The 22,314-nt window shown below is 40.2% G+C and carries 23 protein-coding genes; 7 read left to right on the top strand and 16 right to left on the bottom strand.

The features are described 5' to 3' along the window. Positions 1 to 729: 729 nt before the first annotated feature. The 5 genes from M886_RS13735 to thiM all read right to left on the bottom strand — a co-directional run bounded on the left by M886_RS13735 (position 730) and on the right by thiM (position 5,909). On the bottom strand, positions 730 to 2,103 hold the full coding sequence (locus tag M886_RS13735) for a radical SAM/SPASM domain-containing protein (RefSeq protein WP_048051343.1): 1,374 nt from the start codon (positions 2,101 to 2,103) through the stop codon (positions 730 to 732). Then, a complete protein-coding gene (locus tag M886_RS13730; RefSeq protein WP_048051342.1) occupies positions 2,100 to 2,444 on the bottom strand; it encodes a hypothetical protein in 345 nt (114 codons plus the stop codon). The genes M886_RS13735 and M886_RS13730 overlap by 4 nt, the downstream gene beginning before the upstream one ends. Before the next feature lie 605 nt (positions 2,445 to 3,049). After that, positions 3,050 to 3,616: an HdeD family acid-resistance protein gene (locus tag M886_RS13725; protein ID WP_048037042.1), complete on the bottom strand. Its 567-nt coding sequence runs from the start codon at positions 3,614 to 3,616 to the stop codon at positions 3,050 to 3,052. A gap of 523 nt (positions 3,617 to 4,139) precedes the next feature. Next, on the bottom strand, positions 4,140 to 4,862 hold the full coding sequence (thiE, locus tag M886_RS13720) for a thiamine phosphate synthase (protein WP_080929507.1): 723 nt from the start codon (positions 4,860 to 4,862) through the stop codon (positions 4,140 to 4,142). 261 nt (positions 4,863 to 5,123) lie between these two features. Continuing rightward, positions 5,124 to 5,909, bottom strand: coding sequence for a hydroxyethylthiazole kinase (gene thiM / locus M886_RS13715; RefSeq protein WP_048037040.1), 786 nt, complete (start codon positions 5,907 to 5,909; stop codon positions 5,124 to 5,126). Between the two features lie 416 nt (positions 5,910 to 6,325). Between thiM and M886_RS19595 the strand changes: the two genes are divergently transcribed. Continuing rightward, positions 6,326 to 6,442 carry a helix-turn-helix transcriptional regulator gene (locus M886_RS19595; protein WP_268745882.1) on the top strand — a complete coding sequence of 39 codons (117 nt, stop codon included), beginning with the start codon at positions 6,326 to 6,328 and terminating at the stop codon, positions 6,440 to 6,442. Positions 6,443 to 6,764: 322 nt separating this feature from the next. On the opposite strand, the gene M886_RS13710 is transcribed toward M886_RS19595, so the two are convergent. From M886_RS13710 to M886_RS18705, 4 genes are all read right to left on the bottom strand, one after another. Then, entirely contained in the window at positions 6,765 to 6,995 is a 231-nt protein-coding gene (locus tag M886_RS13710; protein ID WP_048036556.1) for a hypothetical protein, read from the bottom strand. Positions 6,996 to 7,318: 323 nt separating this feature from the next. After that, complete coding sequence (locus M886_RS13705) at positions 7,319 to 8,008, bottom strand: TIGR00153 family protein (protein ID WP_048041965.1); 690 nt, start codon at positions 8,006 to 8,008, stop codon at positions 7,319 to 7,321. Continuing rightward, a complete protein-coding gene (locus M886_RS13700) occupies positions 8,008 to 9,033 on the bottom strand; it encodes an inorganic phosphate transporter (protein WP_048041963.1) in 1,026 nt (341 codons plus the stop codon). Before M886_RS13700 ends, M886_RS13705 begins: the two co-directional genes overlap by 1 nt. An 8-nt stretch (positions 9,034 to 9,041) precedes the next feature. Next, on the bottom strand, positions 9,042 to 9,197 hold the full coding sequence (locus M886_RS18705) for a hypothetical protein (RefSeq protein ID WP_155396005.1): 156 nt from the start codon (positions 9,195 to 9,197) through the stop codon (positions 9,042 to 9,044). 692 nt (positions 9,198 to 9,889) lie between these two features. Here M886_RS18705 and M886_RS18015 point away from each other — a divergent pair. Then, positions 9,890 to 11,021, top strand: a protein-coding gene (locus tag M886_RS18015) for an IS630-like element ISMma9 family transposase (protein WP_076611411.1) whose coding sequence is annotated in 2 segments (ribosomal slippage) — positions 9,890 to 10,323 and positions 10,322 to 11,021 — 1,134 coding nt in all. Because the reading frame shifts where the segments join, the coding sequence is not laid out codon by codon here. 34 nt (positions 11,022 to 11,055) lie between these two features. On the opposite strand, the gene M886_RS19210 is transcribed toward M886_RS18015, so the two are convergent. From M886_RS19210 to M886_RS13670, 5 genes are all read right to left on the bottom strand, one after another. Beyond that, positions 11,056 to 11,280, bottom strand: a complete 225-nt coding sequence (locus M886_RS19210) for a hypothetical protein (protein ID WP_011035122.1) — start codon at positions 11,278 to 11,280, stop codon at positions 11,056 to 11,058. Continuing rightward, positions 11,262 to 11,729: a phosphoribosyltransferase gene (locus M886_RS13685; RefSeq protein WP_011035121.1), complete on the bottom strand. Its 468-nt coding sequence runs from the start codon at positions 11,727 to 11,729 to the stop codon at positions 11,262 to 11,264. Before M886_RS13685 ends, M886_RS19210 begins: the two co-directional genes overlap by 19 nt. Positions 11,730 to 11,863: 134 nt before the next feature. Continuing rightward, positions 11,864 to 12,574 carry an SDR family NAD(P)-dependent oxidoreductase gene (locus M886_RS13680; RefSeq protein WP_048051341.1) on the bottom strand — a complete coding sequence of 237 codons (711 nt, stop codon included), beginning with the start codon at positions 12,572 to 12,574 and terminating at the stop codon, positions 11,864 to 11,866. Positions 12,575 to 12,749: 175 nt separating this feature from the next. After that, complete coding sequence (locus M886_RS13675; protein ID WP_011035119.1) at positions 12,750 to 13,586, bottom strand: ABC transporter permease; 837 nt, start codon at positions 13,584 to 13,586, stop codon at positions 12,750 to 12,752. 2 nt (positions 13,587 to 13,588) lie between these two features. Further along, a complete protein-coding gene (locus M886_RS13670) occupies positions 13,589 to 14,506 on the bottom strand; it encodes an ATP-binding cassette domain-containing protein (protein WP_235204033.1) in 918 nt (305 codons plus the stop codon). Between the two features lie 317 nt (positions 14,507 to 14,823). On the opposite strand from M886_RS13670, the gene M886_RS13660 reads away from it, so the two are divergent. After that, a complete protein-coding gene (locus tag M886_RS13660; protein WP_011035117.1) occupies positions 14,824 to 15,186 on the top strand; it encodes a SpoIIAA family protein in 363 nt (120 codons plus the stop codon). A gap of 137 nt (positions 15,187 to 15,323) precedes the next feature. On the opposite strand, the gene M886_RS13655 is transcribed toward M886_RS13660, so the two are convergent. Next, complete coding sequence (locus M886_RS13655) at positions 15,324 to 16,544, bottom strand: ATP-grasp domain-containing protein (protein ID WP_048051340.1); 1,221 nt, start codon at positions 16,542 to 16,544, stop codon at positions 15,324 to 15,326. 124 nt (positions 16,545 to 16,668) lie between these two features. Next, a complete protein-coding gene (locus tag M886_RS13650; protein ID WP_048036564.1) occupies positions 16,669 to 18,114 on the bottom strand; it encodes a flippase in 1,446 nt (481 codons plus the stop codon). Between the two features lie 204 nt (positions 18,115 to 18,318). On the opposite strand from M886_RS13650, the gene M886_RS13645 reads away from it, so the two are divergent. The 4 genes from M886_RS13645 (at position 18,319) to M886_RS13630 (ending at position 22,255) form a co-directional block, all read left to right on the top strand. Continuing rightward, complete coding sequence (locus M886_RS13645) at positions 18,319 to 19,227, top strand: glycosyltransferase (RefSeq protein ID WP_048051339.1); 909 nt, start codon at positions 18,319 to 18,321, stop codon at positions 19,225 to 19,227. 300 nt (positions 19,228 to 19,527) lie between these two features. Beyond that, on the top strand, positions 19,528 to 19,890 hold the full coding sequence (locus tag M886_RS13640) for a VOC family protein (RefSeq protein ID WP_048051338.1): 363 nt from the start codon (positions 19,528 to 19,530) through the stop codon (positions 19,888 to 19,890). A gap of 258 nt (positions 19,891 to 20,148) precedes the next feature. Continuing rightward, a complete protein-coding gene (locus tag M886_RS13635; RefSeq protein WP_048051337.1) occupies positions 20,149 to 20,475 on the top strand; it encodes a hypothetical protein in 327 nt (108 codons plus the stop codon). 925 nt (positions 20,476 to 21,400) lie between these two features. Beyond that, a complete protein-coding gene (locus M886_RS13630; RefSeq protein WP_230633359.1) occupies positions 21,401 to 22,255 on the top strand; it encodes a helix-turn-helix transcriptional regulator in 855 nt (284 codons plus the stop codon). Positions 22,256 to 22,314: the final 59 nt, after the last annotated feature.

Raw genomic sequence — 22,314 nt, 5'->3', positions numbered from 1 at the left:
GACATAGCATTTTGCTTCATATAATGCAATGTGCCTTGGAAAACCTTAGTTTCTTCCAGTCAACATAAGAAATACTCAGAATCTTTTGCCTTATGTCATAGGAATCAATCCTCTCAATCCCATATTCAGGTTTAACAAAGTCCAGTTTTTCCTTTTTGCTAGTGAGATAATGGGCTAATTCCCTTACCTTCAAAAAGATAACATAACTCCAGGTGCTTTCTTTCCCTTGGTAACTTACTTTTTTGTTCAGTATATTGGAAAACTTATTAACATCTTCCTGGCTCCTGTAGGTTTCAGCCTGAGATTGTAATTTTCTGTCCTTATGAAATCTTTACTTTCCATAGCTCCACTTTCAACCAGACTTATAAAGCCAAATTAACAAGGACAGATTGGTCTATAAAATCAAATATTATAATTTATGCGGTCACTTTGACTTCATTTATTTGGCGTAGAATGGATCTCGTAATGAAAAAAGCGCATTAAAACAGGAAACTGGGAAAAGGATTTTTGAAGAGGTCGCGTGAGTATGATCCGAAGACATCAATAATAAAAAAATGATGGAATCGTTTTCTTCCGAAAGGGTGGGTTTTTAGCCTGTTACAAGGCTATTCGTGGGCTCGAGTCCTCCCTGAATAAATTCGTGAGTACAGGTTCCCCGGATTTCCTGTAAGATATTGCAAATCTCTTAAAGTCTCAGGCGACCCCTTAATACAGCCATTTTCGGACACATTAGCAGGACTTATCGGTAGCTGCTCTCTGAGCCTTCAAATAAGAAAACCTAGCCCGAACGTAATTTTCCAGACCATATTTCCATTCCTTGCACTCAGGTCTGCCCGAATTAATGAACATAGCCTGGTGGGCACAGCCCCCCATGCAGATCGGCAGCATCTTGCACTTCACGCAGTCCGTGTACTCAAAAGGTTCCCAGGCAAGCCAATGGATCTCACGGTTTCCCTTCTCTTCGTTTTGCCGCGCCAGGTCTCCGATTTTTCCGATGCTTGCGGCTTTGTTGCCTATTTCGGTCCAGCACTTGTACATGTCGCCGTCGGGGTCCAGGACAAAAGCGTTCGCCCGGTTGGCGTCACAGGCGCGGGCAAACCTCGGATAAAAGGACTCTCTGCCAGCGTCGAATCCCATCAGGTTTAAGTTTTTACAGAAAGCCTGGTTTGTTGCCGAAAATTCTTCGGTAAGCATGCAGGAACTCTCATACGACCTGCATCCTGCGGTATAGGGTATAACATGGCCCAGGTAAATGAATACATCACTCAGGTCGTTCTCCTTTAACACGTCGAGGAGTCTGCTAACATTGTCAATGTTGGAGCGGTCAATATTTACGCGAATATATGTCTCAAGACCGTTTGCCTTCAGGAGCTTGATTCCTTCAAGAATCCGGTCGAATGTTGGACCGTTGCTTCCTTTAAGCATTCTGCGGCTGTTATGCACTTCGCGGGGCCCGTCCAGGGTAACGTGAATAAACTTAATCCTGTTCTTCCGGAGATTCCGCACTGTGCCGGGGTCTTCCGAAAGCAGATAGCCGTTGGTAACCATGCCGGCAGAATATCCGACTTTATGCTCTTCCGCAATGGCGATTATTTTCTGTGATAAATCAAAAACAGTTTCTTTTGCCAGGAGCGGCTCGCCGCCATACCAGGTTACGAATATATCTTTTCCTGCCTCTGCTATCCCCTCAACATAGTCGAGTAAATCCTGCTGTATCTTTTCTGGCATGAAAGCGTTTTGATGGCTGTTCTCGCTCTGGCTTTTATCCGATTGCTCGAAGCAATAGGAGCAAGCAAAATTGCAGGCTAAAGTGGGAGCGATAACCAGTCTGGCTATCGGGCTGTCATACTTGTCGCTGTTATAATTAAATTTAACCATTCTCAGTTCGTCAGCAGTGTCGTCAACAACGAATCCTCCTTTTCGCAGCTCGTCAACGAATTGTCTTTCGTTTTCTGGCAGGAGAGCGTAATCAAACTGAGGAACGTTCAACAAATCTATACGGCTCTTTCTCACTTCAGCCAGTGCCGTGGTAAGGCTATTAAAAATCATTACTTTGTCCGGGTCATCTGCTGACCAGACAAAATTATAAACTGAAGGTTTCATCTCTGTAATTTATTTTTAATCTGTTCTTTATTCCTGATTTGTACCTGATCCCTAATTTTTTCTTTGTTCTTAATCTGTGCCTGATCCCTTATCTGTACCTGGTCACCGATATTGCTGTTACACTCGCAGAACCCGCAACCTCCTACACCGTCGCATCCGACACTCCTGCCTGCGGCTCCCTTCAATTTCTGTGGCAATATCAGGCGGACAACATCAGCAGATTCCTCAGCAACTTTAAATTTAGCATTCGTACTCGTTCCTGCTTCAGGGATTGCCTGCTGCTTGACTTCCTCACGAGACAGTGTGCCTGTCGATTTGATTTCTTTTTTAATTTTTCCCATTATTTTGACCCCTATCAATTATCAGAAAATGTTTATATTTTTCTTACTTTATACATATCTTAACTTGAGTTAATATTTAATACTGATTGATAGTATAAACATTTAACTACAGATATAAATGTCAGATATAGTTTGATAAAAATAATATTTATCTGTTTAATTTACAAAAAGCGGCCTTTGAAGATAAAACCGTTCGAAGATTAATTGTTCGAAGAAAAACCGTTAAAAGATAAATTGTTTGAAGAGAAACCGTTAAAAGATGAATTGTTCGAAGATATACTGGCTTATTCTCTACAACTGTCGGTTTTTTTGCAATCTATGTTAAAAGTAAACCAATATACTGGCTGAAATGCGTCATGAGCCGCTGCAACTCTACATACAGCAGGTTCTGTTTTGTTTCATTAATTGTAAAGGGCACAAGATCGATCATAATCACTGATTTTCACTACACTGTCTTCCTGCCGGACAAAGTGTATGGTCAGTATACCGGAAACACCTTTCACATCCTGAGCACATTTTTACAGGTTAGCTGTTTCTAACGTGGATTGCAAACTCAGGAACTGCCATATCCCTGTCAGCGGCAGAAAGATCTACTTAATCATTCTTCAGGTTCTCATTTTAATTCCCCAGATAACTGCTCCAATTCCCCCGATAACAAAGAAAACTCCAAATATCCATGGCAGAATAATGACTCCAGCCAGAGAATTGGTCAACAGGAGCAATCCCAGGACTATGGTAAGCGCACCAAGAATTCCTGTACCCCAGTCCCCTCCTTTAAGTGCCGAAGTAATTATCACGGCACCATTAACAAGAGCTAAGATTCCGATAAAGATTATAAGTAATCTTAGAACGATGTAAGGACTGATTACAGGATACATCAGTATAACAGCTCCCGCAATAATGCTCAGGATACCCGAAAGCAGCTTCCATTTTCCGTCCCTTGTAAAAACCAGTGCCCGTATAAATGAAAAAATTCCTTCTACCAGCCAGAAAATGGCCAGAATTTGTATTAGCAGAATGGTGGTTGCTATGGGCTCGTATAAGAGGAATATACCTACAATAATAGCAATAATTCCTTCCAGAAGGACCGACCACCAGAGTTCCTGAGGTACTTTTGGTTCCTGAGGTACTTTTAACTCTGTTCTGGAATCAGCATCAACAGGTTGTTCCATATATCCCATCCCCCTTTTCCTAACTTTATAAAAAGTAGTTCGTCTTCTTTCTTTTGACCCACATTTACCCTTCCCTTATTATGTGCCGACAAAAATGAGTTTAAATTTATCATTATATAATATTATTCAGTGAATATAATATTATAAGAAATATAAATTAGGAATCAGTGTTAAAAGAAGGAATAAATGTGAATTAAAAACTCATATTATCTGGTTGTCAAGTTTGTTTTTGTGACCAGGGGTTTTAAGGTAAACATATTCTGCTCATAGTTCTCTTTCAACAGCTATTAAGAACTGGTTTTCGGGCAGGGCTTCCGGACAGGCTGGCGAATGTGCTATTGTAAATTATGAGTCTAAAAAATGTCACTGGGGGTCGAGATACTTATTATCTCTGGCTTTCAGTCCGCAAAAAATCTGCACGGCACGGAAGAGAAAAACTGGAAAAAATTTCAGAGTATCTGAAATGTATCAATAATACTCTGAAATGTATCAATAAATACTCTGAAATGTTTCAATCAGGTGATCATTTACTGCTGCCAGTACCTTTTATCTCCCGAATAATGTCAATGAACTCTCTGGTTTCTTTTTTTACATCGTCGCTGCAAACAACCGCAGAAATTGCAACAAGACTGTCAGCTCCATTTTCAATAACGCTTCTGCAATTCTCCTTATTAATTCCACCGATGGCAACCACGGGAATTTTTATTGCGTTCCTGACTTCCCTTATGCTGGCAGGTCCGATCCCCTTTCCTGCATCTTTCTTCGTAGAAGTATCGAATATGGAGCCAAGACCTACATAATCCGCACCGCTTTTTTCTGCTTTGATCGCTTCATCGACGTTGTGGACTGTGAGACCGATTATCTTATTTGCGCCCAGGATCTTTCTTGCAGTTTCAACTGGCATGTCGTCCTGGCCTATATGGACTCCGTCCGCATCGACTGCCAGAGAGACATCGATTCTGTCATTTATAAGAAAAATTGCTCTCCCGCTGCAAATTTTCTTGATTTCGGCTGCTTTGTCGATCATCTCTCCTGTGCTCTTGCATTTCTCCCGGTACTGGACAATTTTACAGCCTGCTTCAACTGACTCCTTTACATCAGACAGAGTCCCTTTTTTTGAGAGCCCGGAGTCTGTCACAAGATAAAAATCGATATCTTTTAAAAGAGAATTTTTCCAGGTCAGGTGATTCTTATCTGAGGCCTTTTGGCTGGAAGTTTCCTTCGGGTTGCAGTTTTTCTTTTCCATTGAGTTTCAACTCATTCAAGATGCGTGTTTAAAAATAATCTGTATAATATAATTTATGTGAAATTATTTATATAATATGACTTATGTGAAATTATTTATATAAAATAACTTATATGAAATAACTTATATAATATAACTCTTGTAAAATACTTTTTCAGTTTCAGCGCTTTATTCGGTTTCAGTATTTTATTCAGATCCGTTTTTTACCCGATTTTCATTTCTTCAGGTTCAGTGTCTATCCGATTTCGCTGTCTATTGGGTTCACAGCTCTTCAACTTTCATCATATCCTGTACCTTTTCGTCCGACAGGTTGAACACTTCGTCATACAGGTTTACCTTAAAACTTCCGGGACCTTCTGACTTTTTAGCTGCAAGCTCTCCTGCGGCTCCAAAATAGCATAAGGCGTCTTTGGCGGCATCGCAGTAATCCGGATTGACCGAAGCAAAAGAGCCAATGATTGATGCAGCCATGCAACCGGTACCGACAATTGACCCCATAAGCTCGTGCCCGTTTTTTACAACAAATGTTCTGTTCCCGTCGCTTATTACGTCTTCTTTTCCTGTCATTACCACGACTGAAGAGCTTGATTTTGCAAATTCTTTTGCAACTTTTTCGGGGTCAGCGCTGATAGAGGTCGATTCAACACCTTTAGTTTCAGCATTTTCGCCTGCGAGTTTTGCAATCTCGGAATAATTGCCCTTGATTATATCAACACGGACGGATCCGAGAATTTTTGCAGCCATCTCATCCCTGAATCTGGTGGCTCCGACTCCGACCGCATCGAGCACAACAGGGATTTTTTTCTCATTTGCAGCGGCAGCAGAGAGAAGCATGGAATCTATGATTTCTGAAGTAAGGGTCCCTATATTCAGCACAAGCGCAGATGAGATCCCTGTCATATCAGCACATTCTTCAGGTGCATGCGCCATTACAGGGAGCGCGCCAAAGGCTCTTGTTATATTTGCGCAGTCGTAAATAGTTACCCAGTTAGTGATATGGTGAACCAGGGGTTTTGTTTCCCTTATTGTTTTTAACGGGTTTTTCATTAATTATTCCTCGATAGCGTTTTAAATTCCGTGTATAATGAGTGTCACAAATTATGAAATTGTGCTTATTATGAAATGAAATTTCTGCATCCGAATGAATGTTTTCTTAGAAAACATTATCGAAAATGATTATTTTTAGGCTGCTGGCTGCTTTATTAATGACACTAGTTTCTTTTCTGTTTTTATCTCTTTTCTTCTATGCGTAGAAATTCCATGTCTTCAGGTCTCTGCATATTCTTTCTGTGTATAAAAATCCTCTTAGAAACAAAAAATTCGGTGAGTATCGCAACTGTCCCGGCATCCTGACCGGTTTAAAATATCTTTTTGTTTTTCCGAAAACGACACAATTAAATAAAGGAATTAAGCAGCAAGAACTTGCTGAAGCACTTGGGGTTTCCAGATAAACAACAGGTTCTCTGGAAAATGGACGGTACAACCCGTCTATCATTTTAGCTTTTAAAATTGCCAGATATTTTAACATTGCAATTGAAGAAGTTTTCATTTACGAGGAAGAAAACGATGATAAAAATTAATAGTCAGGTTCGAAATTATGAGTTGATCCCAAAACTCAAAATGCTCCTCATAATCTTGAATTCAGGATACTCAATCGATTTTCGAATCATGAGCTATAAGTCTGAAACTTTCATTATTTGAGAATAAAATTGGTTTTGGGATGAGCTCTATATCTGGTTGGGATAGTGCAGGAATTATCGCAGGGTGTTTATCTGCTATTAAATTATACGGCAGGGAGCTTGGGTTATTGTTACACTTGTTGTAGCATTACTTATAAAAGGGCAGACTGTCCTGTTTTAAGCTACCCGTTTCCTGCCCGTTTTCTCCCAACTATTTTTGTGTTTATGCCCTTTCTTTTTTACCCAACGAGTTTAAGACTATCACGAAAGTGGATACGAATATTATACCGAGTACTGCCATATTTAAGGGGCTGTTTATAACTGAACTGAAAAAGGGAGTGGTAATTGAATAAACCTCGTTTTGCAGCCCGTAATAAGCCGATTCCAGAAGTAATGCAATAAGAGATATTAAACCGGCTATCAGAAAACTGCGTATTAATGTATCAAGTTTCATTGTCATCCTCTTTTAGAACTGTATATGAAAATATAAATAAATTTATTTCGATCGAATGTCTCAAGATTTTTCCAGCAAAAATTCCCGAAAACGGAGCAGGATAATAAAGATTTTCTTCTCTCGCTTTGTTTGATAGTTTAAATTGTATACTTTAAATAGTAAAGCATTATTCGCTTTATCGAATTTTTTCTTTTCCGCTAGACAAGGGGAGGATCCGTATCAAAAAGCCGAAACAGAGGGAAGCAAAATAAATACTGCTAATAATTAAAAAAATATAAAAAATTAAATATAAATAATTAGATATAAAAAAGGTAAGAAGAAATTTACCTTCTGAGGATCATGGACCTCAGCCTATCAGCAGCACTTGCAGACTTGTCTGCAATGCCTCCTATCCTTTCGACAAGCCCCATAAGGTGGCAGACTCCTGCTCCTCCTATGGCAGACTCGTGTTCAAAGATCTTTTTTAAGAGAGCGGTCTCAAGCACATCCACATCGTGTTCCAGTTTTTCCACTTCAGGAACGAGCTGCAGGATCTCTTTGATTTCTTCTTTACTGAAAGAAGTAGCCAGGAGCTTGTAAAGCTCACCTACAAGCCGGTCATACATCCTGGCTGTTTTCAAAGAGGTTGCCATGAGTTCCAGAAAGCCCTCCTTGATCTCATCCGGGAGGTCTTTGCAGGGGCGCAGGGTCATCCAGTAGGCTGAAGCCTGGGCAAAATCAGCTATGGAGTCCTGCTGTTTAAGGAATGAAAGGAGATCTTTTTTGTTTACGGGCAGCCTGACGGAAGAGGGTATGCTTGCTCTGATTTTCTGTTTTATTTTATCTGCTTCGTGCTCCAGTACGTCGATTTCTTCAGTACGTTCATCAAGAAGTGCCTGATTTCCTGTACAGTATGCTTCCATTGCTTCAGAAAGCTTTTCTACTGCAAGCACTCCTTTTCTGGCATGTGTTTCCAGGGGGACGAAAGGAGATTCTGCGACCACGTCGAGTACGGAACGGATGTAGTCTTTCATCAAAATATCACCTCGAGCCCCACAAAAATTATTGCCGATGTAAGGGCAGCTATGGGGACTGTTGCTATCCAGGAAGAAATAATCCTCCATATCACGCCAAGATCAACGGCTGCAAGCCCTCCTGCAAGTCCCACGCCGATAACCGAACCTACAAGAGTATGGGTGGTCGAAATAGGGAGAGAACTGTAACTGTGCAGCAGAACAACCGATGCAGTTGCAAACTGTGCGGAAAAGCCGCGTGTTGGGGTGAGTTCCGTGATTTTTGACCCTATGGTCTCAACCACTTTATAGCCCCAGGTTGCCATGCCTATTACCATGCCGAGGCCGCCCATTACAAGTACCCATATTGGGACTCCGGTTCCTGTTACTCCCAGTACGTTAAGTGCGGCAGAGAGAGGACCTACAGCGTTTGCTACATCGTTTGACCCGTGCGCAAATGCGATATAGCAGCCAGTTATGATCTGTAAGAATAAGAATTTTTTCTCAACTGCAGGCATATCCGAAGCCCTGTGGAGGTAAAGGCTCCTTATTATAGAGAATATCAGAAACGCAAAGATCGCACCAAGAGCCGGAGATATAAACCAGCTGGCAATGATTTTCAGAAGGACAGTCCAGTGAATATCAGAAAAAGAGATAATTCCGTTATAAGCTGCAATCAGCCCGAAACCGAGCACAGAACCGACAATGGAATGGCTGGTTGAGACAGGGAGGTTATAAAAAGTTGCTAGAGTTACCCAGAAACTTGCAGCAAGAATCGAGGCCAGCATCCCCAGAACCACGATATCCGGATGAATGCTGCTGATCATATCAATAGGAACAATCCCCTTTGCAATTGTTGAGGTAACCCGGTTTCCGAAGACCACGGCACCCAGGAACTCAAACACAGCGGCAATAATAATGACCTGCTTTATTGTCAGGGCACCCGTTCCGACTGAAGTCCCCATAGCATTTGCGAGGTCGTTTGCCCCTATGTTCCAGGCCATGTATAAGCCTGCAAGTATAATTGCTATGACAAGTAAATCCATTTTTTTCCTTACTCCAGAGATTTTAACTCCAAAAATGCTATAACTGCCATGATAATTTGGACATCATCCACTTGTGCTTGATTTATGGAGTCTGCATGTGTTTTTCTTAAGTCAATAAATCTTATGGTATTCCAGACCATTTCATTATATTTTATATTTTCCATATATTTCAGGCGGCTCTATATAATCTATAGATCTATATATGCCTATTTTTAATATATTCTTATTTCTTCTTCCGGATGCGGAGATCCTTACAGAATTCCTTTGTTCCCTGTTTGTCCAATTTACAAAGTTATCGCTCGATCACGATTTATAAAAATCGATTTTTCAAAAAGAAGTATAATCAGGTCTTATTTTTATAAGAAATGCGAGAAGTGTAATATTTAGTCGGGCTTTATCTGTAGTTGTCCTTTACCTGCTTCTGGTTGATGTTTTTCCAGCAGTTTTCATGCTAAACAGGGATGTGTATTTTGCAGGACGTGTATTTTGCAGGACGTGTATTTTGCAGGGTGTATTTTGCAGATAGAATATTTCCCGGTTTCAAGAAAACACAAGTTTTTTATCTTAATGAGTTTATTCCCAAATTTCTGATAAAACCATCCATGGCTTAAGAAAAAAATGTACTGTATATTAAAATGAATTGAACCTGAAAGCATCAGACCTGATAAGAATCGGACCGGATAAGAACTGGACCTGAATTCCGTGTTTCTAGTGTCGCGTCAGCAGTAAAATGTCATATATAGTCGGTTATAGCTACTCAAATTCTTTAATCTTTGAGGATTGACGCGACACTAGTGTCGTGTCACCGATGGAAAGTCTTAAGCGTTATATTGAATGATCTTCATAAGTATCATTCATGATTAAATATACTGTGACACTTACCGAAGATGAACGTAGATCTCTTTGTGAACTTGCTTCAAAGGGAAAACATAACTCTCAACAAATTCTCAATGCTCTGATTTTGCTTAATTGCGATAAAAGTGAATTGAATGTTAGCCATTCAACCAATGAAGAAATCTCACGTGTCCTGAATATTAGTATGAAAAAAATTGACCGTGTTAAGAAGAGATTTGTTGAAGAAGGTCTTGAAGTTGCCCTTAACGGGAAAGAAAGCGAGCGCATTTATAATAAAAAAGTTGATGGTGATCTTGAAGCCCATTTAGTCGCCCTTAGTTGCAGTCAACCCCCTGAAGGTTTTGCAAGATGGTCGTTAAGATTATTAGCCGATAAGGCTGTAGAACTTGGTTATTTCGAGGAAATTTCTCACGAAACAGTACGCCGTACTTTAAAAAAACGAAATCAAACCCTGGCAAAGGAAACAATGGGTAATTCCTCCAGAACAAAACAGTAGCTTTGTTGCGAATATGGAAATGGTTCTGGACGTTTATAAACGTCCATTTGATCCACGAAATCCTGTTGTGTGTATGGACGAATCCCCAAAACAATTGATTGCAGAAACCCGGATCCCTATCCCCTGCTCAACAGGGAAGCCAGAAAAGTACGATTATGAATACAAGCGAAATGGAATGTGCAATATATTCCTTGCCTGTGAACCGTTGACAGGGAAAAGAATGGTAAAGATCACTGAAAGAAAAACAAAGAGAGATTGGGCTTATTTTCTCGAAGAAATAGAAGTTCAACATGAAAATGCAGATAAAATTACGTTAGTAATGGACAATCTAAACACGCACATACCTGGATCTCTCTACGAAACATTTCCACCACCAAAAGCAAAGGCGCTATGGGACAGATTTGAGTTCGTCTACACGCCAAAACATGGAAGCTGGTTGAACATGGCAGAGATTGAACTGAATGTACTTACAGGTCAATGTTTAAAAAGGAGAATGGATAACATCGAGTTTGTCAGAAAAGAAGTTTTGGCATGGCAAAATTACAGAAACAACAAAAATTCAAAGGTTAAATGGCAATTTACAACAGATGATGCAAGGATAAAATTGTCACGTCTTTATCCGACTATTGAGGATTGACGCGACACTAGCTTCATTCTTCACTCTTTTCCTGTCAGGTGCCCGGTTCTGATAGATCAAAATCGTGTTCCTTCATCTCTTTTTCCCTGATCCTTTCCCTCAGCAGGTCAAGCACCTCTTCGTCCGAGACGTCATACCAGTTCTCGTAAACCTGAGCAACAGCCCTGAAACTGGCAGGAGTCTCGAGCACGACGATCTCATCGGCTTCTTTTGCTATTACATCTGCTATCTCTTTTCCAGCTACTGGTACGGCAACCACAATTTTTTTGCCTTTTTATTCCTGCAGAGTTCTATGGCTGCCCTCATGGTGGAGCCCATAGCAATTCCGTCATCAACCAGGATGACTGTCCTTCCTGCAATATCAGGTAGAGGCTTTCCCCCTCTCAGGGCATTTATGCGTCTTTCTATTTCCGCGATCTGTTCTTTTTTGATCCGTTCAACAGTTTCTCCGGCGAGCCAGTAACCTGCATTTTCAATAATAACCGTGCTGCCGTTCTCGGCAACCGCTCCGAATCCGGCTTCAGGATTGTCAGGAAAAGGCAGTTTCCTTGCAATTACAAGGCAAAAGTCAGTTCCCAGCCTTTTCGAAACCTGAAGTCCCACTTCAACTCCTCCGCGCGGAATGGCAAGAACTACAGGGTGTTCTTCCCTGTATTTTTCAAGAGCTTGAGCCAGCTTCTCCCCTGCATCTTTACGGTTTTTGAACATGATTTCACCCTGATTTTAAAGAATCTTTATTTTTTTAAACATAAAAAACAGAATCCGGTAAAGCAAAATATTAAACAAATATGAATTAAGCTGAGATAATTAATGTAATAATTAAACAACTCTCACAGGAGACCTTAAACAACTCTCACAGGAGACCTGTAAACCTCAACCGTAGAGCCTGAAGGGAGGGGGTTTTTTGGCAAACAGAGTTCAAGAACCTTCCTTGAAACATCTTCGGGTTTCAGGGCAGGCTTATCCGAATGCAGAGAGCGGTACATGTCAGTATCAACGCTTGAAGGGCAGACTGCATATACCCTGACTCCTCCTCCTATTTCATAAGCAATAGACTCAGTAAAACCGATTACTGCAAATTTTGAAGCACTGTATATGGAGAGTTTTGGTATTCCATGTTTTCCTGCGCCTGAAGATATATTTATTATCCTGCCTTCTCCTCTTTTAAGAAAATATGGAAGGGCATATTTCGTACAGAAGAACATGCCTTTTAAATTAGTATCCATAATATTATCATATTCTTCTGTTGATGTTTCCACCATATACTTCCTGTATGCTACCCCTGCATTGTTAACCAGGATGTCAATCCTTCCAAAAGCATCTACAGCCTCTGAAATCATGTTTTCAACATCCTCTTCTACTCTGATGTCCGTACTCACCGGAAGAGCCTTTCTGCCTTCCTTTTCCACCATCCGGGCAGTTTCACGAATATCTTTTTCTGTCCTTGCAGCAATTACAATGTCGGCTCCTTCTCTTGCGAGTGCCAGGCATATCGCCCTTCCTATTCCTTTTCCCCCGCCGGTTACAACGGCTGTTTGCCCCATCAATTTCATAAAAATCGCTTTGCTTAATATTTAACAGAATAAAGGATAATGTTTTTGGAAACACTGTTCCTGATATTAATTTCTGATCAGGAACCAGGATGGGAGTTGCCTGAACTGAAATATCTGTATTATATTCTCGCGCTTTCAGGGATGAGGGTGGGACATGTGGAGCATCTGTCCCGGCTTATGTAACTGTGACCTTGCTGAACCTCCATCTCGCAATAATAAACATTATCCCCGCAAAAGCCAGCAGGGCGATATAGGACGCAAGTATCTCTCCCTGAGTGTAAGTATAGCGGATTCCGATTGCAGAAAAGTCGCTTCCTATTGCAAAATACCTGATCCCGTTGACAAGGTGAGTTAGAGGGTTGATGGTGGACAGAGCCCGAAGCACAGGGGGAAACGAATCCACAGGATAAAGGGCGTTGCTTGTGAAAAAGAAAGGCATGGTAAGAAGGGTAATTACTGCCTGCATCCCTTCCGGGCTTTCCATGGTTATAGCTATTGCAGCCGAAAGGAAAAGAAATCCCAGGGAAAAAGTGCCTACAAAAACAATGATTCCAGCAAGAGAGTAAAGGATCTGCACCGGGTCATAGCCCCCGAAAAATTCAACCCCCAGTAAAAGCCCGAAAACCATTATTACGGCTGCCTGAATAAAGGACTTGGTCATGCCGGACAGGCCTATACCAATGATAACATGGATCCTTGGCAGCGGGCTTGAGAATGTTTCACGCATAAGCCCCCAGTTTTTATCAAAAAGAAGGACAGTGCCCCCGAACAGGCTTGTAAAAAGAGTAGTCATCGCAATAACGCCTGCCCCTATGAAAGTCAGGTAACCGACAGTTTTTACACCCGGAACTACCGGCATTGTTGCAGTCAGCCTTTCAAAATTGTTTGACATTGCAATCCCGAAAAATGCAAGCCAGAGTGCGGGCTGGATAAGGGATGAAAACAGGAGAGCTCGGAAACGGATAAACCTGAGCATATCGCGCCAGTAAATGGTAAGGAACCCGGTATGCATCCTTAGCGCCCCCTGCTCCTGGGGATCACGACAGCTCCTTTTTCCGCACCGCTGTCTCTCAATTCCCTGCCCGTATAATGGACAAAAACGTCATCCATTGAAGGCTTTTTCAGGTTCACTGCCTTAATTTTGATCCCTCTGCTTCGAAGCCTGTCCATTACCTCGGGCAGCAGATAGGTCCCGTCAACATTAACCATAACCACTATCCCTTTCGTTTTTTCCCTGATCCCTTTTACACTGTCGAGGTCCTTTAACAGCTCTGCAGCTTCCCAGTTGTCACTCGTTTCCAAATAAATGAGGTCCTGGCCAAGTGTGTTTTTTAGCTCCCAGGACCTGCCTGTAATTACTATCTTCCCATGGTCTATGATGCTGATCCTGTCACTGAGCTGGTCAGCTTCGTCCATGTAGTGCGTGGTCAAAAAAATAGTTGTGCCCTGATGATTGATATCCCTTAAATAGTCCCAGATCCTTATCCTGGTCTGAGGGTCAAGCCCTATTGTAGGCTCATCCAGGAAGAGCACCTTCGGCTGCGTCATAAGCCCCCTTGCGATCTCGAGTCTTCGTTTCATCCCTCCGCTCAGGTGTCTGGTGAGAGTATCTTTCTTCCCTTCAAGCTCTACCAGGCTGACCAGTTCTTCAATTCTTTCCTGCCTCTCAGCCTTTGACATGGAATAGAGCCTTCCGTGATATTCCAGAATCTCCTTTACTGTCATGTCCCTGTCAAGTGTGAGCTCCTGAAAAACAATCCCTATGGACTCCCTGATCTTTTCAGGCTCATGCTTCAAATCATGCCCTGCAATCTTTGCACTCCCTTTCTGAACAGGCAGGAGGGTGGTGAGGATATTGATTACAGTACTTTTCCCGGCTCCATTTGGCCCGAGAAAGGAGAAGATTTCTCCTCGCCTGACAGTAAAGCTGATATTATCGACTGCTTTTATCTCGCCGAAAAAATACTCCAGGTTGTTTACTTCTATGACATTGTCTTCCAGAGCAGGTACCCCATTTCCCCTTTACGTTAAAAGGATTGGACCTTCAGTGATAAATAGATTTTTTGCCTCACGGAATCCATTTTACATATTTCCCCAAAGTGCGATCAGGATAAAATAAAAATAAGTTTTCATTTTTTTGATTACAGGTGAACTTTCCTGTTTCGCGTCAAGATTTATATTCATTTAGAATAATAATATTTATTAGCTCTGTACTGTTTTAAAATAAATAGAATAAGAGGGGAAGTGAAATGATAGAGCTCATACCTGGTTTTCCTGAAAATGTCGTAGCAGTTACCGCAAGTGGAGTGCTAACCGGAGAAGATTATGAAAAAGTGCTTGTCCCTGCTATAGAAGAGAAAGTAAAGAAATATGGAAAGATTCGCCTCCTGTATCAATTGAATGAGAGGTTCGAGGGATTTACCGATAAAGCTATGTTTGAGGATGCCACGATTGGAATTCGGCATATCACAGACTTTGAAAGAATTGCGGTTATCTCAGATGTGGAATGGATAATTAATGCCGTGAAAATATTCGAATTTATTATTCCCGGCTCTGTAAGAGTCTACAGGAATAAAGAATTTCCCGAAGCAAAAGCCTGGATCAGCGAGTGAACCCATATTAACCTTTGTTAAACAATTAAGTGGACACAGTCGAGCCAGACTTACCCTGGCTTAAAAATGAATGCTACTGAATCGGAGCCATTGCTATCATAAGCGAAAGATATACCCATTCTTTTCTTTTTTGATTATTATGGCCTGAATAATTCCCGACCTTCCGGTGTTAGAATCGCGGGTGTAGTCTCCTTGAAACTGATATATTCCTTCAAATCCGATTTCAGAATCCTTTCGATCTCTTTCCAGCTGCTGTCCTTTGTTTCCGTAAACAGGTAACCAAAAAGCCCGTATTTTTCATGATCAGCTTTCCTCAGCTCCAGTGGTTTCTCAAAGTCGGAGAGCAGTCTTTCATAGTCAAAAGCTTTTACGGATTTCGAATCAATGTCCGGAGTCTTATTCAAAATCACAAGGCAGAATTTCCTTTCATCCCTGCCTTCGAGAATATTATCCCAGTCTGGCTCAAGCTGTTCCAGGAAGTACCTGTAGGTATTAATCCCGTAAGCAAAATATGCAATATCAGTTGTGCACCAGCCGGCGAAACGCATAGGGTTCACTTCTATTGGCTGGATTCTCCTGTCTGACCCTATCCGGAATTCCAGGTGAAGGGGAAAACTCCTGAGCCTGGCAAGATTTCCTATTTCTTTTAAGAGGTCTTCAACGGTTTCCCTGTAAGTTTCCATAACCGATTTTGAGGTAAAATATACCCTGTCGCTGACATCATTTTCAGAAGAGAAGATGTGTTTTAATATATTGAGGATTACTGGTTTCCCTTTGCTGTTAAAGTAAGCATCAACTGCAAATTCTTCTCCTTCGATGTTTTCCTCGATAATGAATTTTCCAGTATCGAGAACCTGCACAGGATAACGGCCCCTGATTTCTTCGACTTCGATTTTTATGCGCTCAAGGACAGCGTCCCACTCTTCATCAGTTGAAACTTTGTAAACTCCCAGACTGAAAAAACCTGTCGCCGGTTTTATTATGAAGGGCTTTTTTATTTCCTCAGTCTGGATTTCGTCCAGCTTGTCAAACTCAATGCCCTGGAAATAAAAGTCGGGATATATCCTTTCCAGCAGCTCTCTAAATTTGATTTTGTTTTTGAAAAGCTGTATTTTCTCAGGCAGCCCGGTAAACCCGAGATTTTCCGAGATCCAGCCAATGGAGTTTTCGGAACTGGAATAAATAGCATATTCGCCTTTTCCTTTTATGAATTCGATAAACTCAGCTTCTTCAAGAAGCCTGAGCTTTTTTTCTGTATCAATTCCGGCTGCCATTTCATTTTTTAAAACGGGGATCTGAAGCTCTGCAGCAGTGTTTTTTAGAAATTCAGAGACATAAGGGTAGTCGAGGATCAACATTTTTCTAACCTTTCTTAATATTTTTCGGCTCGGGGTATAAAGCCGGGTAACGCGGGAGGTGAGTAATTAAAACAGGCTGATAATATTAGTTTTGGGGTTGATTTTGTGGTCTAATGCACTAAAATTAAAATTTTTTAGAGTTAAGGCGTGATGCAGGAAATAGTTTCAAAAAAATAGTTTTATCATCGGAGTCTATCCAGCCCGTGGTATAAAGGACTGCAGCAAAAAGAGGGACTGAAACAGCACTGAGAAACATGATGTCGGCATACGGTTCCAGAAGGATAATGAATAAAGAAACTACGCCTGCCCCTATGATGGGAGAAATTGTTCCTTTGAGCGGGTTTTCATGTAAAAGGTTCTTATGGACCCAGATCAGACCAAACACCATTGACCCCAGTACTGAAAGTACCGTGGCGACAGCAGCGCCGATGTAACCTGTTGAAGGGATCAGGATAAGGTTCAGGGATACGTTCAGGAGAGCGGCTAAAATAGCTGTTTTTGAGATTATTTGCTGGTTTCCGCTTGAAACACAGGTAGAACTGATAAGTACACTTATGAATGTGATGGCTGTTGCCCAGATAAGGATCTGCAAAGCAATTACTGAGTTCTGATACTCCGGGCCGTAAAAGATCAGGATAATCTTTTCCGAAGCAAAGGTTACCAGAACTGCAATTAGCAAACCTGAAGCAAAAAGATACTTGAATGTCCTGGCATATGCGAAACTGAATGAGTTAAAAGAGTCCTTAAAGTACCTGGACATTAAAGGAAAGGTTGAGGTTGTAAAAGCGGATGGGAGGAAGACAAGAGCATCCGTAAGGCGGTAGGCAGCGGAATAAAAGCCTACTTCAGCATCCCCGCGCAAAAACGAGAGCATGAGTACATCGATCTTGAAATATACCACTGTAAAGACCGAAGCAATTGCTATTGGAATAGCTTCCCTCAATAACTGTTTTATTAAAGTGATATCAGGATTAAATGATACTTTAACTAATTTCTTTGAAAATAATACCATTAACAAGTTGTGCACGAAAGTGGCTGAAACAGAGGCAAAAATAAAGGTATTGAGCGTTGAGTTTATAGCAACTGCAAGGAAAACAAATAACAGAAGACAGACCCGGCTTACAAGGTTAAATAACAGAGAGTATTCCATTCTCAGTTTTGCTTCATATATGATTCCGTAAGCTCCTGTCCCACTTATCAGGAGGCCCAGAGATGCTATATAAAGGGCATTTTTTGTTGAGGAAGGAAATCCTATGAGGTTTATCAGAATAAAGGCTAAAATTATGGCAACGAATGAAAGAAAAAATTTTATTATAGTCCCGTTGCCTATAAGTTTTCCAGCTTTTCCAGGTTCTTTTGCAGCCTCTCTTACAAGTATCTGATGAACTCCCATATCAGGGATAAAACTGAAGAAATAGATAAAAGCAAAAGCGAAAGAAAATATTCCATAGTCTTCGGGTCCAAGGTGACGGGCGATATATAACATCGCGAAGAAACTTAGAATATTTGTTGCAATGCCGTTAAGAAACAAAAACCCGCTATTTCGTGCAAGGTATTTAACTGTCTGCATAAAAATATCTATAAGGACTAGGGGGTAGAAGGATATAACTTTATTGCTGATTCATTCCGGAGGCGATTATTAAATTTTACATAAAATAATTGTAATGCTTCCAGTACTCCCTGTAAAAATAAGTTTAAGAAGAGATATATTTGTTAACACAGTAACTATATATCCTTCTAACTTTATTTAGTTATTGAGGGGGAATGAATACCTGTGTATGTTTTGATAACACCTGTAAAAGATGAGGACAAGCTTCTTCAAGACGTAGCTGCATCCGTAATTAATCAGACTGTAAAGCCTGTCCTCTGGTTAATTATTGATGACGGAAGCACAGACAGCTCTCCAAAAATAATACACAGTCTTGTGTCCAGATATTTCTGGATAAAAACCATACGTTTGCCTCCCCATACCAGAGACATAATTTTTCACGTATCTTATGTGTATAAAACCGGGTTTGATTTCGCATTGAGTTATTGCGAGAGGAACAATATTGACTATAATTTTATCGCTTCAATAGACTCGGATACCATACTTGAAGAAGAATATTTTGAAAAAGTAATAAGAGAATTTGAAACCAATAAAAAACTGGGAATTGCGAGCGGGGGATTATACCATGAAATTGACGGAAAATTAAAGCTTTCCGGGCAGGCTGAAAACTTCCCTTCAGGTACAGGAAGAGTATGGTCAAAAGAATGTTTTTTCGATACTGATGGCTTTTCCTTAGAACCCTCTGCGGATTCGATCTCAAATGTGAAAGCCATACTCAGAGGCTGGCAAATCCAGAGGTTTAACGAAATCCAGATGGTAGAAAAAAGATTAACAAGCAGTGCCGAAGGCTTGTGGAAAGGATACAGGTACAACGGATACATGGCTTATTATTTAAATAAAAATCCGGTATTAATACTGCTAAATGTATTGAATTACACTTTAAAGAGACCGCATTACACAGGAGTGGCCTTTTTACTCGGATATATAAAGCCAGTAATTAAAAAAGAAGAACGAATAAAAGATATCGAAATTCGGGAGTATTACTGGAGTTACAGGTTAATCGAATACAAAAAACTGGTACACAGGAGAATGAAATCCCTGGTTTCCGCAGCTGAAACAGCTCAACTTAAATAAGATTTCTATCTAATTGTATTTTGTTCAAATAATATTTTGTTCAAATAATATTTTGTTCAAATAATATTTTGTTCAAATAATATTTTGTTCAAATAATATTTTGTTCAAATAATATGGCAGTGTCGCGAATTTGTTGTAAATTCCAGGTTAATTTTTTGGAGACTGTATGCGGAACTAATTTACCGACCTCGAATTTTTGACTCAAAAACTTCTTAAATTTGTAATTTTACAGAAAAATTGGCACACTGCCTTCAAATACGTTACAAAAGATTTTTACACGACATTGAACGTGTTAGTAATATGAAAATACTTCAAATCCTCTCCCGCCTCTATGTAGCCGACCTTAATCCCGCTCTCGAATTCTACGAGGAACTCCTAGGAACTCCTGTTGCTATGCGTTTTGAAATCCCGCAAACAGGCGTGGAACTGGCTCAGATAAGTAATATTTTGCTTATAGCTGGCTCTGAAGACGCTCTGAAACCATTCAGAAATACACAGGCTACGTTTCTTGTTGATTCTCTCGATAAGTTCAAAACTTTTCTTGAAGAAAATGGAGCAGAAATCATCCGGGGACCTTCAAAAGTTCCGACAGGCAGGAACATGACGGTAAGACATTCAGACGGGTCGGTGATAGAATATGTGGAGCATTCAAAAATAGAGTGAAAAACCCGTAATTCACTGAATAATCATCGGTGGACTTGCGAGCATAATATACATTATTCAGGCTCCTACAGTAAATTAAAAGTTTAGAAATACTTATTTTTTAAATTAACCTATTTTAAGCCTTTTTTTATGATAAGTATATTTATATTTAATCCAATCAATATTTAAATCAGCAATTAATAGATCCCCTATCTATGAGCAATTCCATTTAATAGAATGGAATTGCCATTTCATTGAATTGAACCGGGAGTAGGGTTTATGGAAAATAAGAAACTCACTAAAATAAAAAAGACTCTTGCTATATTGCTGGTACTGTGTTTCGCGCTGTCAGTGATAGCTGCGCCAGCAACCGCAGCTTCTAATAACAAAGGCTATAAAGACGGTTACAATAAGGGATATAAAGATGGCAAAAAACAGAGCGACAAAGACTGTAAACAATACGGCAGCATGGAAAACCTCCTGAAAATTCCCGCGCCTGTCCTTAAGGATAGCTGGAAAAAATCCTATAAAAATAGTTACAGAAAAGGCTACGAAAAAGGATACATAGACGGCTATAATGGAAATAGGTATTTGTGTTTGAAATAAGGTTGTGTTTGAAATAAGGTTGTGTTTGAAATAAGGAAGAAAATTTTCGAAAACCTGAATTTTCAAACATAAAAATATGCGTCCTTTTTAAGCACTGATACTTCACTTATCAGGATGCTATTTTATTCCCTCTTTTTTTGTTTAGAGCATAGAATACTCAAAGAATTTTATCCGCTCTATCCTTACCAGAATCTAATGAAGAAAAGTTTCTATAATTAAGTTATATTAAAATTTTTGGTAATATATAACCTGCATTAATTCGTAATTCGTATCAGGTTTTTTGGATTGTATTTTTACGATGTTATAAATTCAGATCATAATATGTTTCATATAAATATAAATAATATGAACGAAATGAATTCATAAACTCAATAGAATACAGTAAATATCGAATGGGGATTGGAGAAGGCTATAAAATTAAAGAGCTGCAGGCATGCGCAAGAATATCAGTGAACCTGGGTTAAGTTTATCAAGCTTATCCCTACATAAACATTATTTATAATCGACATCAGTTAAACACCTTATCATAACAGAAACTTATGATTATTTCTAATTGAGAATCAATATAATATTGAATCTGAAATAGCCCGTGCTAAAAGAGACAATTTAAACGTGACAGTAATAACAACACCAGGGTTAAGTTATTGAATGAGGGAGAGGGGACAAGCCGTATTACACAAAAAAACAGCAGGTTCAAAAAAAGGATGTTAAAACATGTATTTTGAATGCAGGTAATTTTGAATCCGACAGTGCCCTGTATTTGAATTGATGCAAAGAAATTTCATACTTGCAGTTTTAGCACATAATCCCCTAGACCCAATTTACATATTGAATTCAGGGGGAAATGAATCTGAGGGTTTACATCATTTGCATTGGTGTTTTACTTGTTTTAGGGTTATCCGGGCTCGCTTCTGGGGTGCCCTTCATGGAAGACAAAAACACCACCATTGCAACAGTCCATGGAGTGACATATGCGTGGGATACCCTTGAGCCTGTAAATGATACTGTAATTGATGTAAACTCCAATCCACCTCAATCAATAGTAGCAAAAGACGGCGCTTATTCTTTTGAATTAACGCCTGGGGACTATACTATAAAAGCCAGTTATTACGAGAACAATAGTCTGATTTATTCGAAAGAAACAACCATCGAGATTGAAGATGAAGGAACTTACGTTCTTGATCTCCTTCTTTATCCGGTTTCAGATAAGAGGGCAACTGAAACAGTCGCGGCTAAAATGAATTCAAATGGTGCGGTTGCCAGCGGGCAAACAAAAAACATCTTGTCAATTATAAGTTATCTGCCAGTAGCTATTGCACTTTTCCTGCCAGTAGCTATTGTAGTAGCTATTGTACTTTTTCTTCTCGGGGGAGTTTATGAAATAACTAAAAAGTATAGAAAAAGAAATGAAAAAAGGTCTCAGCAGGGAAAAATTAACATCTCCGGGCTCCTGGTAAAGGCTCTCACCAGGCCCACTTATTCTGGCTTTAACCCGGTTGGAGAAGCGTCCATGATAGAGCCGGTAATAGAATCCGGAGAAAACTCTGTAATTGAGACCAATGCTCTTAAAAAAGAGCCGCTCACTCCGGAACTGAATGATGTCCTGAATATAATTAGAGGCAATAAGGGAAGGATTACTCAGAAAGACCTGCGGGGCAGATTGAAGTATTCAGAGGTAAAAGTCAGCCTTCTCCTGTCAGAACTTGAAAAAAGAGGATTGATTAAGAAGTTTAAGAATGGGCGAGAGAATATTGTGGTTTTAATAGAAGAAGATCCCTGAATTGTGATTTTAATAGAGAAAGAGTTCTGATTTGTAATTTTTATAGAAAAAGAGCCCTG

It is taken from the genome of Methanosarcina soligelidi, from assembly GCF_000744315.1.
In the GTDB taxonomy this organism is placed as follows: domain Archaea; phylum Halobacteriota; class Methanosarcinia; order Methanosarcinales; family Methanosarcinaceae; genus Methanosarcina; species Methanosarcina mazei.
The sequence above is the reverse complement of the archived record's forward strand: the minus strand, read 5'-3'. Positions and strand labels throughout refer to the sequence as shown.